The sequence below is a fragment of the Flexivirga sp. G2 genome (genome assembly GCF_055397625.1).
In genome coordinates this window covers 2,446,313-2,460,445 of sequence record NZ_AP039675.1, presented here as the reverse complement: position 1 = coordinate 2,460,445, position 14,133 = coordinate 2,446,313, and the positions used below count along the sequence as shown (strand labels likewise).

General features: G+C 67.9%; 14 protein-coding genes. 5 read left to right on the top strand and 9 right to left on the bottom strand.

The window, feature by feature from the left end; translation table 11 throughout:
* Positions 1-3: 3 nt before the first annotated feature.
* Complete coding sequence (locus ACZ50J_RS11960) at positions 4-351, top strand: ArsR/SmtB family transcription factor (protein WP_123270030.1); 348 nt, start codon at positions 4-6, stop codon at positions 349-351.
* A 72-nt stretch (positions 352-423) separates the two neighbouring features.
* On the opposite strand, the gene ACZ50J_RS11955 is transcribed toward ACZ50J_RS11960, so the two are convergent.
* On the bottom strand, positions 424-1,749 hold the full coding sequence (locus tag ACZ50J_RS11955; RefSeq protein WP_123270031.1) for an NAD(P)-binding domain-containing protein: 1,326 nt from the start codon (positions 1,747-1,749) through the stop codon (positions 424-426).
* 88 nt (positions 1,750-1,837) lie between these two features.
* Between ACZ50J_RS11955 and ACZ50J_RS11950 the strand changes: the two genes are divergently transcribed.
* Together ACZ50J_RS11950 and ACZ50J_RS11945 are read left to right on the top strand one after the other, a co-directional pair.
* The gene (locus tag ACZ50J_RS11950) at positions 1,838-2,200 is read left to right on the top strand and encodes an ArsR/SmtB family transcription factor (protein WP_123270227.1); all 363 of its coding nucleotides are present in this window, start codon (positions 1,838-1,840) and stop codon (positions 2,198-2,200) included.
* Positions 2,197-3,291 carry an NAD(P)-binding domain-containing protein gene (locus ACZ50J_RS11945; protein WP_464297398.1) on the top strand — a complete coding sequence of 365 codons (1,095 nt, stop codon included), beginning with the start codon at positions 2,197-2,199 and terminating at the stop codon, positions 3,289-3,291. The genes ACZ50J_RS11950 and ACZ50J_RS11945 overlap by 4 nt, the downstream gene beginning before the upstream one ends.
* Before the next feature lie 1,076 nt (positions 3,292-4,367).
* Here ACZ50J_RS11945 and ACZ50J_RS11940 read toward each other — a convergent pair.
* Genes ACZ50J_RS11940 through ACZ50J_RS11925 form a run of 4 tightly spaced genes read right to left on the bottom strand, consistent with a single transcriptional unit; the run spans position 4,368 to position 9,074 of the window.
* Entirely contained in the window at positions 4,368-6,605 is a 2,238-nt protein-coding gene (locus tag ACZ50J_RS11940) for an MMPL family transporter (RefSeq protein ID WP_464297397.1), read from the bottom strand.
* Positions 6,602-7,453 (bottom strand): sulfite exporter TauE/SafE family protein, encoded by an 852-nt coding sequence (locus ACZ50J_RS11935; RefSeq protein WP_464297396.1) that lies wholly within the window; start codon positions 7,451-7,453, stop codon positions 6,602-6,604. The genes ACZ50J_RS11940 and ACZ50J_RS11935 overlap by 4 nt, the downstream gene beginning before the upstream one ends.
* A gap of 12 nt (positions 7,454-7,465) precedes the next feature.
* Complete coding sequence (locus ACZ50J_RS11930; RefSeq protein ID WP_181445428.1) at positions 7,466-7,639, bottom strand: hypothetical protein; 174 nt, start codon at positions 7,637-7,639, stop codon at positions 7,466-7,468.
* A 46-nt stretch (positions 7,640-7,685) separates the two neighbouring features.
* Complete coding sequence (locus ACZ50J_RS11925) at positions 7,686-9,074, bottom strand: MBL fold metallo-hydrolase (RefSeq protein ID WP_464297395.1); 1,389 nt, start codon at positions 9,072-9,074, stop codon at positions 7,686-7,688.
* A gap of 258 nt (positions 9,075-9,332) precedes the next feature.
* Here ACZ50J_RS11925 and ACZ50J_RS11920 point away from each other — a divergent pair, with 258 nt between their 5' ends.
* Together ACZ50J_RS11920 and ACZ50J_RS11915 are read left to right on the top strand one after the other, a co-directional pair.
* Complete coding sequence (locus ACZ50J_RS11920; RefSeq protein ID WP_464297394.1) at positions 9,333-9,731, top strand: DUF302 domain-containing protein; 399 nt, start codon at positions 9,333-9,335, stop codon at positions 9,729-9,731.
* Positions 9,732-9,800: 69 nt separating this feature from the next.
* A complete protein-coding gene (locus tag ACZ50J_RS11915) occupies positions 9,801-10,043 on the top strand; it encodes a metal-sensitive transcriptional regulator (protein WP_245988369.1) in 243 nt (80 codons plus the stop codon).
* 409 nt (positions 10,044-10,452) lie between these two features.
* Here ACZ50J_RS11915 and ACZ50J_RS11910 read toward each other — a convergent pair whose 3' ends face one another.
* The 4 genes from ACZ50J_RS11910 to ACZ50J_RS11895 all read right to left on the bottom strand — a co-directional run bounded on the left by ACZ50J_RS11910 (position 10,453) and on the right by ACZ50J_RS11895 (position 14,053).
* Positions 10,453-11,592 carry a methyltransferase domain-containing protein gene (locus ACZ50J_RS11910; protein WP_464297393.1) on the bottom strand — a complete coding sequence of 380 codons (1,140 nt, stop codon included), beginning with the start codon at positions 11,590-11,592 and terminating at the stop codon, positions 10,453-10,455.
* 421 nt (positions 11,593-12,013) lie between these two features.
* Positions 12,014-12,874 carry a sulfite exporter TauE/SafE family protein gene (locus ACZ50J_RS11905; RefSeq protein ID WP_123270039.1) on the bottom strand — a complete coding sequence of 287 codons (861 nt, stop codon included), beginning with the start codon at positions 12,872-12,874 and terminating at the stop codon, positions 12,014-12,016.
* Positions 12,871-13,221, bottom strand: a complete 351-nt coding sequence (locus ACZ50J_RS11900; RefSeq protein WP_123270040.1) for a rhodanese-like domain-containing protein — start codon at positions 13,219-13,221, stop codon at positions 12,871-12,873. Before ACZ50J_RS11900 ends, ACZ50J_RS11905 begins: the two co-directional genes overlap by 4 nt.
* A 10-nt stretch (positions 13,222-13,231) precedes the next feature.
* Positions 13,232-14,053, bottom strand: a complete 822-nt coding sequence (locus ACZ50J_RS11895) for a GntR family transcriptional regulator (protein WP_220093480.1) — start codon at positions 14,051-14,053, stop codon at positions 13,232-13,234.
* Positions 14,054-14,133: the final 80 nt, after the last annotated feature.

The window sequence follows — 14,133 nt, the reverse complement described above, 5'->3', positions numbered from 1 at the left end:
GGGGTGACAGTGACCGTGAAGACGAGTTCCGCCGTGCATGCTGCCGGCGAGTGTGATGACTCGTGTGCTCCGGGCAGCGGTTTGGACGTCGCCACCGCGGCGCGTGCGGCCGAGGTATTCAAGGCCCTGTCGGATCCGGTGCGGTTGCGGTTGTACACCCGGATCGCTGCGTGCGACGGGGAAACGTGCGTCTGTGACATCCAGGACGTCGGGGTCTCGCAGCCGACGGTGTCCCATCACCTACGCAAGCTGCGAGAGGCTGGGTTGATCGATTCCGAGCGACGCGGGACCTGGGTGTATTACCGGCCGGTCGCCGGCGCCCTCACCGTGCTCGACGCAGTACGTCACTGAAAAGCAGTGCGCAGAACGACGTGCCGGGACTCCGTCGGTGTTGCCCATGGCGTCCCGGCACGTATCGGGTTCTCAGCATTGACCGCCGGAGGAGGTGCCGCCGATGGTGAGCAGGGTGGGTGGGGGAGTGCAGCAGCCGCCGCTGGTGCTGTCGGGGTCGTCGTACAGGCCCGATCCTCCGCAGACGCCGGTGTCGGGCAGGTCGAGCTCGACGCGTTCGGCGGCCGCCACGTCGCCGGCCAGCATGGCGACCACGCTGCGTACCTGTTCGTAGCCGGTCATCGCCAAGAAGGTGGGTGCGCGCCCGTAGGACTTCATCCCCACGATGTACAGGTTCGGCTCTCCGGCGTGTGTCAGCTCGCGGGCTCCGGTCGCTTGCACCGAGCCGCACGAGTGGATGTTCGGGTCGACTTCCGCTGCGATCGCACGCGGCGCCTGCAACGTGGGGTCCAGGTCCAGTCGCAGCTCGGACAGGAAGGACAGGTCGGGGCGGAACCCGGCCAGCACCACCAGGGTGTCGGCCGGCTCCAGGGTGCGCCCGTCCTCGCCAGTCAGCACCACTTGAGCGCCGGCGCGGTCGACTCGCGCGGTGCGGAACCCGGTGACCACCTCGACCCGGCCCGCTTCGACGGCCTCGCGGGCCCGGATCCCCAGGGCCCCGCGCTGCGGCAACTGGTCGTCGGCGCCGCCGCCGAAGGTGGTTCCGGTGCCGCCACGTCGCAGCGCCCAGGTGATCCGCGTCCCCGGGTGTTCCCGGGCGATGCGGTCCAGCTCGATGATCGCGTTCAGCGAGGACGCTCCCGCGCCGACCAACACCGTGTGTTGACCGACGAATCGGACAGGGTCGGCGCCGTCGGGAATGCCGTACGAAATCACGTCAGCGTTGGCGTGTTCACCCAGCGCGGGAAGCCCGTTCGCGCCGGCCGGGGCAGGTTGGCGCCAGGTGCCGGACGCATCGATGACGGCCCGCGCGTCGAATCGGTGCTCGACGCCGTCCCCGTCGATGACGTGCACGGTGAACGGTTGCTCGCCCCGGCCAGCGTCCACCAACCGGTCACGGCCTGCGCGGGAGACGCCGGTGACCCGTGCGTCGAACAGGACTCGCTCGCCCAAGGCTCCGGCCAGCGGAGCCAGGTACTGCTCGACCCACTCCGCGCCGGTCGGATACCCCGCGGCCGGAGCCTGCCATCCGCTCGGCTCCAGCAGCCGAGCAGCAGCCTGGTCGATCAACTCCGGCCACTGGGAGAACAGCCGGACGTGACCCCACTCGGCCACCGCAGCCGCCGGGCCCCGTCCCGACTCCAGCACCAGCGGCTCCAGGCCGCGCTCCAACAGATGCGCCGCTGACGCCAAACCCTGCGGGCCGGCACCGATCACGACAACAGGAAGCTCACTCATCAACTCAGTCCTCACATTGACAAACATCGATGGGAGCATCGTGATCAACGCATCGACGAATGTCAATGCGTTATGCACAATGAGTTACATGCCCGCCGCACTGCCGCTCACTCAGCCGGATGCTGCCCTGGCCGCGTGCTGCTCACCGGTCACCGCAGGAATCGTCAGTGACGAGGCCGCCACCACCCTGGCCCGGATGTTCAAAGCGTTGGGCGACCCGACCCGCGTGAAACTACTGTCCCTCATCGCCGCATCCGCCGGCGGTGAGGCGTGCGTGTGCGATCTGACCGATCCGGCCGGGCTGAGCCAGCCCACCATCTCCCACCACATGAAGGTCCTCGCCGACGCCGGGCTGATTACCCGCGAGCAACGCGGCAAGTGGGCGTACTTCTCACTCGCCCCGCAGGTGCTCGGCTCACTCGCCGGGGCGCTGACGCCCACCGCCGGATGAACCCCGCCCACGAACCCGCCAGCGGCGCGAGGACCAGGCGCAACGTCCAGGTGGTCATCATCGGTGGCGGCCAGGCCGGCCTGGCAACCGGGTTCTACCTGCGCCGCGCCGGCCTCACCCCCGGGCAGGACTTCGTCATCCTCGACGCCGCCAACCGCCCCGGATGGATGATGCCGCCGTGGAACGACGCCGAACTCGGATACCCACCACGTGACCACGTCGTGGACTACCTGACCCGCTACGAGCAACGGTACGACCTGAACGTGACCCGGTCATGCACAGCCCACACCGTCACCCCAGCCGACGACGACCCCGGCGGGCGGCTGATCGTGGCCACCGATCTGGGCGACTTCGCCGCTCGAGCGGTCGTGTCCGCGACCGGGACCTGGGACCGGCCCTTCGTACCCAGCTACCCCGGGATGCGGCACTTCACCGGGCACCAGCTGCACGCCGCGAACTACCGCGAACCCGGCCGCTTCGCCGGGCAACGAGTGGTCATCGTCGGTGGCGGCAACTCCGCCGCGCAGATCCTCGCCGAGATCTCCACCGTCGCAGACACGACCTGGGTGACCACCCGCCCACCGCGGTTTCTGCCCGACGACGTCGACGGCCGGGCATTGTTCGCCGCCGCGCGGGCACGCATCCAAGCCCTGCAAGAAGGCCGCGACCATGCCGGTGTCGCCGGGCTGGGCGACATCGTCATGGTCGAAGCCGTCCGGGCGGCCCGCGACCGCAGCGTCCTCAAGGCCCAACCCATGTTCGACCGGCTCACCCGCGATGGTGTCGCCTGGGCCGACGGCGCCCACCAGAACGTCGACGCGGTGATCTGGTGCACCGGCTTCCGGCCCGCCCTCAGACACCTACGGCACCTCGACCTCCGCACCGACAACGGTCACCCCGCCGTCGGCGGGGCATCCGGCACCCGAGCCATCAGCGAACCACGGCTCTATCTCGTCGGGTACGGCGACTGGACCGGACCAGCATCCGCAACACTCGCCGGAGTCGGCCCGTCCGCCCGAGCCACCGCGCACGCCATCACAGCGAAGCCCGTAACAGCGCAACCACCTAGCCGCCCTCTGGAAGGGGCCTAGGTGGCTGGTGCTTTTCGTGCCGTTCGACACCAGCCACCTAGTAGACGTTCCACATACGGTCCGGTCCGGGCTCGAACGGAGAGCATCGACGACTTCTTCGGTCCCGAGATCGACGCACAGGGCCGTCGAGCCGAAGGGTGTCCCCCTTTCCGCAGGATGATGGCTGGGCGCACATCGAGGCCGCCACCAAGCAGTACGACGGCTACAAAGTCCAGGCCATCCTCAACGAGATCAACGGTCGTGACCACTCGGGAGCGACGAAGGTCGGCACGCCAGCAGTCTTCGGGATGAACTTCCAGGCCGTGTCGGTCGCGCAGAAGTCCCGGTCGACCTCGGCAACCCTGATGGGGCCGGATGCACAGGGTAACTACCCACGAGCGCCCCGCAACCGGGTGGCTACCAGTGGAATGGCGGCTAGTTGGTGCCCGGCCCGGTGCAGTTTCGCCATGATGCCCGCGACCGAATTCGCCACAGATCGACGCGATCATCCAGGGTCGATGTCAGGACCGTACACCGGCTGGATGCGCAGCAGGCCTCGCGCTCGCCGGCGCCGATCTGACAGGAGCAGCGACTCCGCAAGGGATCGCCTTCTGGCAGGGCCTGCCAGGCAGTTCAGCCTTGGCGGTTGCCTTGATCGGCTGCAAGGAGGCTTGCGGTCCATGTCCCGTGATTTTTCGCGTTACGCCGACATCGTTGAGGTTCCCGATGTCGTCGGTCTGCATGTCGGCGACGCGGCCCGGGTGACCTACGTCGCCGGCCTCAAACTCGCGCAACCGGACCCGGATGAACCACCACGATTACTGGGTCACCGGGCAGGAGCCACCTGTCGGATCAAGTCGCTGGCGTTGGGATCCGCTCCTCGTTCGCTGGTCCCGCTTCGCCGGGCCGGTGTTCGCGAGCCGCGACGACCCCCCTCGCCGGTAAGCACGCTTACCGGCGAGATAGGCCCATCGACGGACCGATAGCCGATCGGCATCCGGAACAATGTCATGCTCGGTGCGGCGGCGCAGGCGCAGGCTGATGGTGACGAGGTTGCTGGCAGAGGATGCCGAAGAAGCCTGCCGCTAGGCCGAACGTCAGTGGGTGAACCGCACGGCGGGCAGGACCTTCGCCAGCCAGGTGGGAGCACGCCACGCTCGATGGCCGGTGAGCCGCAGGACGACGGGGAGCAGGATGAGTCGGATACACAACGCGTCCAGGAAGACGGCGACGGCCAGGATGATGCCCATTTCCTTGGGAGCGAGCGGTCCGGATAGCGCGAAGGTCAGGAACACGGCGACCATGACGCCGGCGGCTGCGACGACGACACGTCCCGAGGTTCGCAGCGCCTCTCGCATGGCGTGCTGCGGGTCGCCGGTCGCGTCGTATTGCTCGCGCGCAGCGGACAGTAGGAAGAGGGTGTAGTCCATTGCGACTCCGGTGAGCATCGCGCCGAAGAACAGCGGTGCCCAGGCGTCGACGAAACCCTGTGACTGGAAGCCCAGCAAGCCCGAGAGGTGGCCGTCGCCGAAGATGAGTTTCGCGACGCCGAACGCTGCCCCGATGGAGGCGAGGTTGGTGATGGTGCCGACGAACGCGATCAGCGGGCTGCCGAGGGCGATGAGCAGCAGCAGGAAGCCGAGCCCGATCAGCAGCGCGAAAACGACGGGAGTCTTCGCGGACAGCGCCTTCTCCAGGTCGTGGTTCTCGGCCGCGGCGCCTCCGACCAGGCTGCCGTGTGGCAGTTCGGTGCGGATCCGGTCGATGGTGGCGCCGGTGGCGGGGGCGGAGGCGTCGGTGGTGGGTATGGCCAGCAGCATGGTCCGTCCGTCGTTCGCGCCGGCGGGCACGGTGGCGGCGATGCCCCGGTCGTGTGCGAGCGCCGCTCGTGCGGCTCCGGCGTCGGGGGTCGGGGTGATGACCTGCAAGGTGCCAGGAGCGCCTTGCCCGAATGCTGCTGTGACCTGCTGGTATCCGGCGCGGGCCGATTGGTTGGCGGGGATGATCGAGATGGACGGCATACCGGTGCGCAGTCCCAGGACAGGTGCCGCGAGCAGCGCGAGAACTGCGAGGGCCAGTGCACCGGCGGCCCACGGCCGGCGGTGCAGCAGCGCGCCCCAGCGATGCATCAACTGCTCGACGCCACGACGGTGGGTCGTCCCCTGCGTGGTCGTATGCCGGCCGGGCCGCCGGTCGGAGCCGGGCCGGCGCAGGCGACCGGCGTCGATCTTCGTCCCGAGCTTGCCCAGGACGGCGGGGAGCAGGGTGAGTGTCGCAGCGAGAACGGCGACGACGGAGAGCATGATGCCCAGGGCCATGGAGCGGAAGGCGGGACTCGGCACCAGCAGGACGGTGGAGAGCGACACCAGGACGGTGACTCCGGAGAACGCGATCGCTTTTCCGGCAGTGCCCATGGTTTCGGCGACGGCTTCGACCGCGGCGCGCCGGTCGCCCGGCTGGGCTCCTCGATGGTGTAGCGCTGACCGGTATCGGACGACGAGGAACAGGGCGTAGTCGATGCCCAGGGCCAGCGCGAACATCATGGCGAAGTTGAGTGCCCAGACACTGACCGGAGCCAGGTGCGTGGCGATCACCAGGGCACCGGCTGCGGTGAGCAGACCGACCATGGTGAGCATCAGCGGGAGCCCGGCGGCGACGAGGCTGCCGAAGGCCAGCACGAGCACTATCAGGGTCACCGGCCACGACAGCACCTCGGACTTGATCATCGCGCTGTGGTTGACCTTGTTGAAATCAGACCACAGAGCACTGGATCCCGTCAGATTCACCGAGATCGTCGACGTCGCCAGTCGGCTCAACGGTGCTGTCAGGTCGTCGGCGGCACGGACCATGGTGTTCGCGTCCTGGGCTGCACCGGCCTGCACTATCGCAGTCGTCCCGTCGCGGGACAGACTGACACCTGGTCTGGGCGCGACCACGGTGCTCACCCGCGGATCTGCTTTGAGGGTGGATTCGACCTGCGCGATGACCCGACGGGCGGCGGGGTCCTTGGCGATCGGGCCGGTTCCGTCGTGGACCACGACCTGTAGCGCTGTGGAGCCCATGCCCGCGAAGTCGTGTTGGATGACGTCCCTGGCCTGCACGGACTGACTGCCGCTATCTTGCCAGCCGGCACCGGACAGCGCCGTCTCGACCTTGGGCGCGAAGGCACCGAAGCCGGCAAGCACGACCAACCAGAGAGCCAGGACGATGCCGAGGTGGGACGCCGACCAGGCGCCCAGTCGGGCTAGTCCCGTGTGCCGTGGGGGCCCGGATGCGCCGTCAGCAGTTGCCGGACGGGCGTGCGGGTCGGTGGAGGTGGTGCGTTCAGTGGTCACAGTGGATCTCCAGAAGACGGCAGGGGTGAGGGATTCGGGTGGTGCGATGTGCAGACGGGGGTCGGGTCAGGCGAGGCTCGCGGTGCTGCGGATCGTGACGTATGCCGCGACGAGCAGGAGCAGCCCGGCGAAGGCCCGGCGGAGGGTGACCTGGGGGGGGTGTGCTGCGCGGCTCTGGCACCGAGCAGTGACCCGATGATCGCGGCGATGGTGAACGGAACGATGAGCGACCAGTGGAACGTGGTGTGACCGGCGCGTGCGGCGAGTGCGCCGGCGGAGTTGAGCGCGATGACCAGCAGTGATGTTCCGACGGCGGTGGTCATCGGGAAGCCCAGCGCCATCACCAGGGCGGGCACGATGATGAACCCTCCGCCCACCCCGAGAAACCCGGTGAGGAAACCGACGAGTAGTCCCGCTGCCACGAATTTGGCAGCTCGCAGGCCATTGCGCTCGGTGAGGGCGGTTTCGTTCGGTGACCGGTCCCTGCCTGCTGCGTGTCGCAGCATGCCCACGGCGGCCAGCAGCATGAGGCCGGCGAAGGCCAGTAGCAGGACATTCGGGTCGACCTGCCGGTTGAGTGCGCTTCCGGGCCAGGACGCGGCGACGCCGGTCAGTCCGAACACGGCGCCGGTTGCCCAGCGGACGTTGCCGGAGCGCGCGTGTCCGACTGCACCGATGAGGGAGGTGATCCCGACGATGACCAGGCTGCCGGTGGTGGCTGCCTGCGCGGGTTCACCCAGCAGGTAGACCAGTGCCGGCACGGTCAGAATGGAACCCCCGCCGCCGAGGGCTCCGAGACCGGCGCCGATCAGCAGGCCCAGCGCCAGTGCGGCGATCAGTGTCAGCATCGAGGTGTGTGGTCAGCTGCGGCCGAGCAGCCGGCGTAGGAACGACGCCTGCGGACCCGGCGGCTGGTCGGCGTGACCGGGGCACCGGTCCGCGCGGGGGACGCGGTCCATGACTTGGTCGACGTGGCGACCGCAACCGGCCCAGGTGGTCTTGCCACAAGTCTTGCAGGTGACTGGACGACACATGATGAGTGCTCCTTCGTGATGCGGGTGGTGGTGTTGTGTGCGCAGGTCAGGCGATCGGTAAGCCGCTGGCAGCGGCTTGCTCGTCGAATCCGTCGTCGACAGCGATGACGGGGTTGTGGTGCGCCGCCAGCACGGAAGCGGCGATCGAGGCGCGATACCCGCTGGCACAGTGCACCCAGACCTCGCCCTCGGGAACCTCGCCCAGCCGACCGAGCAACTCGTGCAGCGGGATGTTCACCGATCCTGCGATGTGGGCGGCGGCGTATTCGTTCTTCTGGCGAACGTCGAGGACGGCGACGTGGCGGTGGTGGCGTACCTGTGCCAGATCGGCAAACACTGCCTGTGGGAAGGATCCGAGCGGGCGGTCGGTCCAGTCGGTCGGACCCCCGGTGGCCGCGCCTTCGAGGCGGTCGAGGCCGATGCGGGTCAGTTCGCGTTGTGCCTCAGCGACCTGCTCGGGGGAGTCGCCGAGCAGGGTCAGGGGCGTGCCCCATGGAATCAACCACCCGAGGTAGGTGGCGAACTGCCCATCGAGTCCGAAGTTGAGCGTGCCGGTCACGTGACCTGCCGCGAAAGCGGTCCGGGTGCGCAGGTCGACGACCCACTCGCGGTCCGCGATCCGGGCGGCGATCTCCTGGGCGTCCACCTCCCGGGGAGTCGACAGATCGGCAGCATCCGGCCCACCGGCGTTCCCCGGTGTCATGTGCACGTAGTAGGCCGGGTATTCATCCAGCCCGGCCAGAGTCGCCTCGGCCCATTCCCGCTCGTCCTCGGTCAGGGCCGGGTTGACGTTCTTCTCCGCACCGATCGTCGAAGACGTTGCGTCACCGGTCGATCCGGCCGAGCAGAACGACCCGAAACCGTGGGTGGGCAACACGGCAGCGTCGTCGGGCAGTTGCTGTGCCAGCCGGTGCACGGAATCGAACTGCTGGTGCAGCAGCTCGTGGGTGTGCTCGGTGCCCAGCAGGTCCGGTCGGCCCGTCGCGCCATACAGCAGGGATCCGCCGGTGAAGACACCGACCACTTCGACCTCTTCGGCGGTACCTGTCTCCAGGGCGTAGGACAGGTGAGTGAAGGTGTGCCCAGGGGTGGCGATGACCCGCACCCGCATCACCGGTGAGACCTCGATGACCTCACCGTCGCGCACCGGGTCACGGTCGTAGGCGACCTGATCTTCGGCGTTGACGTGGTATGCCGCGCCGGTCACCTCCGCCAGCGCCAGGCCGCCGGTCAGATAGTCGTTGTGCAGGTGCGTTTCGAAAACGTGCGTGATCGCGACGCCGGTCTGCCGGGCCAGGTCCAGCACCCGGTCGATGTCGCGTTGCGGGTCGATGACCAGCGCCACCTGCCCGTCATGGGCCAGGTAGGACCGGTCGCCCAGCGTCGGGGTGTCCAGGGTCAACACGGTCGGAGCGTTCGGTGCGAAGTCAGTCACTGCGATCATTTCCTCGGTAGGGAGGTCGGAGGCCGGTTCTGTACTATCGGCGCGATACCCTGTGGGGTATCGTGACTACTCCAACATTAATACCCCCAGGGGTATTCCTGTCCAATCGTGCAGCCTCCCGGACGTCGACCGCCAGGCCCGATCCCAACCGAGTCGAAATACGTCGGGTGCCTTGCGCGTTACATACCCCAGCGGGTATCCGAGCGCCCCACTTGTCACGTCACTGACTGACGCAAAGGAAGGTTCACGATGAGCTACGCCATCACTACCACCATCGACAAGCCGTATGCCCAGACGGTTCGGGCCACCCGAGATGCTCTCGCGGAGCAAGGATTTGGCGTGCTGACCGAAATCGACATTGCCGCCACCCTGAAGGCAAAACTCGGCGCCGACGTCGCACCGCAGATCATCCTGGGCGCGTGTCGTCCGCCGCTGGCGCACGCCGCGCTGCAGGCCGAGCCGTCCATCGGACTGCTCCTGCCCTGCAACGTGGTCGTCCGCGCCGTCGATGACAGCCACACGGTCGTGGAGGCGATGGATCCCGCAGTGATGGTGACGCTCACCGGGAACGAACAGCTCGCCGACGTCGCCACCGATGCGCGCGACAGACTCACCAGTGCGCTTGCCGCGCTCACACCTCAATCCTGATCACCGCCGAGACATCCGCCTCGGCCGAACGCGAAGGGCCCGCTCATGGTCACGCTCAACACCGATGACATGACCCCTGTGCTGAACCGGTTGCGCCGGGCTCAGGGTCAGCTCGGCGGCGTCATCCGTCTCATCGAGGAAGGCCGCGACTGCAAGGACGTCGTCACCCAGCTCGCGGCCGTCAACCGCGCACTGGACCGGGCGGGTTTCGCCATCGTCTCCTCCGGCATGCGCGAATGCCTCGCCTCGCCCGGTGGCATCAATGCCGACGATCAGGCGACGATGGAAAGGCTCTTCCTCACGCTCTCATAGGCATTGCTCGGCCTTGGCGTAGCTGCGCACTTGCGCATGGCCCCGCCGCCGCCGCGCATTGCGTACCGCGTCCGCGAACTCGACGACCCCACTGGTCCACGTCGGGACTACACCGCACCCGGCAAGACCGTGAAGAACCACAAAGGGTCCTCCAGAACGAAGTGAAGCCGACAACGTGAGCAACTGATCGCCCGGCCGGAACTGCCTAAAGCAACCAGCCCATCCCGGACGAGAGGGGCTGGGTGACGAATCCTGCGCCTGCTCACGAGACCTCGAGTCGGCACACCTGCGACAGAACGAGTAACCGAAACTGTGCCGTTGACTTCACAAACAGTGAACCCCCACGTCAGAGGGTGATCCGCGCCGGCACGCGGTCGCTCGACCGCCCTCATTTGGTGGACGAGACGGTTCACGGCGTAGACAGGGGCAACCGGGCTACTCCGGCGATGTGCGGCAGGGACAGCCGGCCGAGCCCCGATTCGAGCTCGCAGTACTCCTCGATGATGAAGCCGGCGCCGCGTATCGCGCGCAGCGTGTCACGCGAAAGGTGGCATCCTGCGCCCAGCCGGGGCCAGATGCCGCTGGTATCAAGCCACCGCTGTATCGGGCGTCGCCGATCTCCGGCGGCCACATGTTCATAGAATCGCAACTCACCGCCGGGCCGGAGGACGCGCTTGATCTCCGCCAGCGCCTGCGCCTGGTCCGGAACCGTGCAAAGGACAAGGCAGATGACCGCGGCGTCGTAGGAGTCGTCGGCGCCGGGAATCGCCTCCGCGGCGCCGTCGACGACCGTCGTCGGCACAGGCAGACCTCGTGCGGCCTGCTGGGCGAGGGAGCGTAATTGCGGTTCCGGTTCGATCGCCACGACCCGGTTCACGGTGCTGGGGTAGTGGCGAAAGTTGAGTCCGTCCCCCGCGCCGAGTTCGACCACGGTGCCCTCCAGCCCAGCGAGGAGCTGGCTTCGAGCCTCATGGGACATGGCTTTCGAGGAGAGTATCCGCCAGACCTTTGCGAACAACGGGTGCGCCGAAGTCGGCCGCGGCTGGGGGCGCGACGTCCTGAGCGCCCCGGTGACGGTATTCATCGTGAGGTTGGCGAACGCTATAAGACCGGCCACCGCATCAACTTGCTCAAGTTGTGCCTCGCCGAGCCGCGACCGCGCGTTCGCGGTCAGCTGGGGATCTGCTGCGGACCGAAATCGCCGTGCCGCCCTATCGGTGGCGTAGACCACCGCGGACCGGGTCGCGACGTCGAGAGCGGCGAGATCTCCGAGTCCGATGGAGCGCAGATCCTCGGCGCTGACACCGGCTCGCAAAGCCCAGCGGTGGTGGACGTTGCTGCAGCCCCGGCAGGTATTGGACCGGCTTACAGCTACCATCACCGCTTCTCGCCGGGCAGGCGGCACGCCGCCGCGATAGGCCCGAACCAGGACGCTCGCGCTGCCGAGAACTCGCGCCAACGCACCGAATGCATCGCGCGCGCCTTCGAACCGTTGCGGCTCAGGCGTCAAAACGCGGTCGTCTATCTGTGCAGCGCTGTCTCGGCCCACGGACGGATCTCCTCGCTGTAGCGTGCTGTCGGGCTCGAACCGGCGCAGGTGTCGGTGAGCGCGGCCACGGGCAAGCCGGCGCCGACTGCGCCGGCGAGGAATGTGGCCTTGTGGGCCCCAGACGCTGACGACGATGCTGGAGGCGACCAGGGCACCCGCGAGCAGACGCACCTGTCGCGCTCGAGGCTCCCATCCAACACGCAGGGCAGCGGGCAACTCTGAGGACTCTGCGGTGGACGGGGACTCTGCGGTGGACGGCGCTGAGACGGCGTAGGCCTCGAGCCCGCCTTCCGGGACGCTGAGTGTGGTGAGGCCGGCTCCTTGCAGGGTCTGCCCGGCCCGGCGGGCGCGCTGACCGGTATTGCAGTGCGGATCGGTGTCAGGGGTGCGGTTATGTGTTCTTGCGTGGTGTGGCGGTTGCTCACGACAGTCCGATTCCGCTGCGGATGGCGACGTAGATGGCGACGGCGATGAGCAGTCCGGCGAAGGCGCGGCTCAAGGTGGTGCCGCTGACCTTGTCCGCTACTCGCTTGCCGACCAGCGAGCCGATGATGGCGGCGGCGGTGAAGGGCACGATGACGGCCCAGTGGAAGCTTTCGTTGCCCGAGCGTGCGCCTAAGGCTGCGATCGAGTTTAACGCGATGACTAGTAGTGATGTGCCGACCGCTACGGGCATGGTGAAGTCGAGGGCGATGACGAGGGCAGGGACGATGATGAATCCGCCCCCGACGCCGAGGAAGCCGGTCAGGAACCCGACGATGAGGCTGGCCAGGAGCACCTTGACCGCTACTTGGGTGGTGATTTTTGTGGTCGGTGAGTGCGCCAGCCGTGCAGTCACGGCGGTCGCCACGCTTCCGGCCTCATCCCCGCTTTTCTCACAGCTCCGGTCGGCGGTGGGCGATTCATCGGTGGGGGTGTCTGATTGGCGTGTTCTGCGTAGCATCGCGGCGGCGGCGATGAGCATCAGTACGGCGAATGCGAGTAGGAGCGCGTTGGGGCTGACCTGGCGGTTGAGAGCGGTTCCGAGGTAGGAGGCGGCGACGCCGATGATCCCGAAGGTGAGTCCTGCCCCCCAGCGGACATTGCCCGAACGGGCGTGGCCCAGGGCGCCGACCAGTGCGGTGATACCCACGATGACCAGGCTGGCTGTGGTGGCTCCCCGCGCGGATTCGCCGATGACGTAGACGAGGACCGGGACGGTGAGGATCGATCCACCGCCGCCGAGTGCTCCGAGGCTGACGCCGATGATGACCCCGAAGATGAGCGCGAGGGCGATGGTCATTCGATGTGGCCCGGCGATCCGTCGTCACGGATGGTCGGCAACCCGGCCTCCTGCCAGGCGTTCATGCCGCCGGCCATGTTTCGTACCGGCACTCCCGCGTGTGCCAAGGCGTCCGCGGCTTTGGCTGATCTTTTTCCTGAGCGGCAGATCGTGATGACCGGTGTGTCCTGGTCCAGGGCGGTGGGGTCCAGGTCGCCCAACGGCATGTGCATCGCACCCGGAGCGTGTCCGCCATCCCACTCTTCAGGCTCACGGACGTCCAGCAGCACCGCGCTTTGGTCGGTGTGGGCCAGCAGGGCTTCGGTGGGGCTCAGGTCCGCGCCGCGGCTGGTTGTTGGTTCGGTCATGATCTGCTCCTTAGAAGGTGGTGCCTTGGTGCGAGGGTGGTGCCGGGTGATGCCGGCCGGCGAGATCGACGCGATACCCGCTGCGGCCGGAGAACTGGGCGGTGACGCTGAACCGATCGCCGCGCACGATGGTGTGGCGCCATTCCACGGCCTCTGCCTCGGCGCAGCCGAGGCGATCGATGCGAAAGGCCGCGGTGTCAGCGCCGATGCCCAGCAGGCCGCGTTCGGTCTCGGTGGGGATGACGGCGCGTAGCGTTTCCTGTCCGCCGGTGAGTTTGAGCCCGCAGCGCCGAGCGAGTTCGTCGTACAGCGCGGTCCGGGTGAAGTCCGCGCGCAGCAACGGCCGTGCGACGCGCGCCGGCAGCCAGACTCGATCCACGGCCAGCGGCTCGCCCCCGGCCAGGCGGAGCCGCTCAAGATGCAGCAAGGGCTCGCACGCGTCCACGCCCAGATGCCCAGCAGCTACCTGGTCGGCGCGCACGTCGAGGATCCGTACCACGCTGAGCTGCTCGAGCCCGGCCGCTTCGACCGAGGAAAACAAGCTGTACAAGGCGCCCAGGGGTTGCTCAATCTCGACATCGGCGGCGACACGTGGCGCCCGGCCGCGGTCCGCGGTCACCATGCCGTCGTCCCGAAGCCCGCGCAGCGCCTGACGGACCGTGTAGCGACTCACCCCGTACTGCTGGCTCAACGCATGCTCACCGGGAAAACTCTCGCGGAACTCGTTTAAGGCCAGCCGCCGCATCAGATCATCGCGCACCTGTTCCCACAGCGGACGCGCAGCATCACGATCGGGCTGCACCGCAGATGCGGAACCGACTTCAGCGCCCACGAGTGCCCCTCCTTTCCGATTCCACCCCTGGCGTGCAGGGGCCTTGTGGTGTTGCCGAGTTCAGCGTAATGTCCAGACAT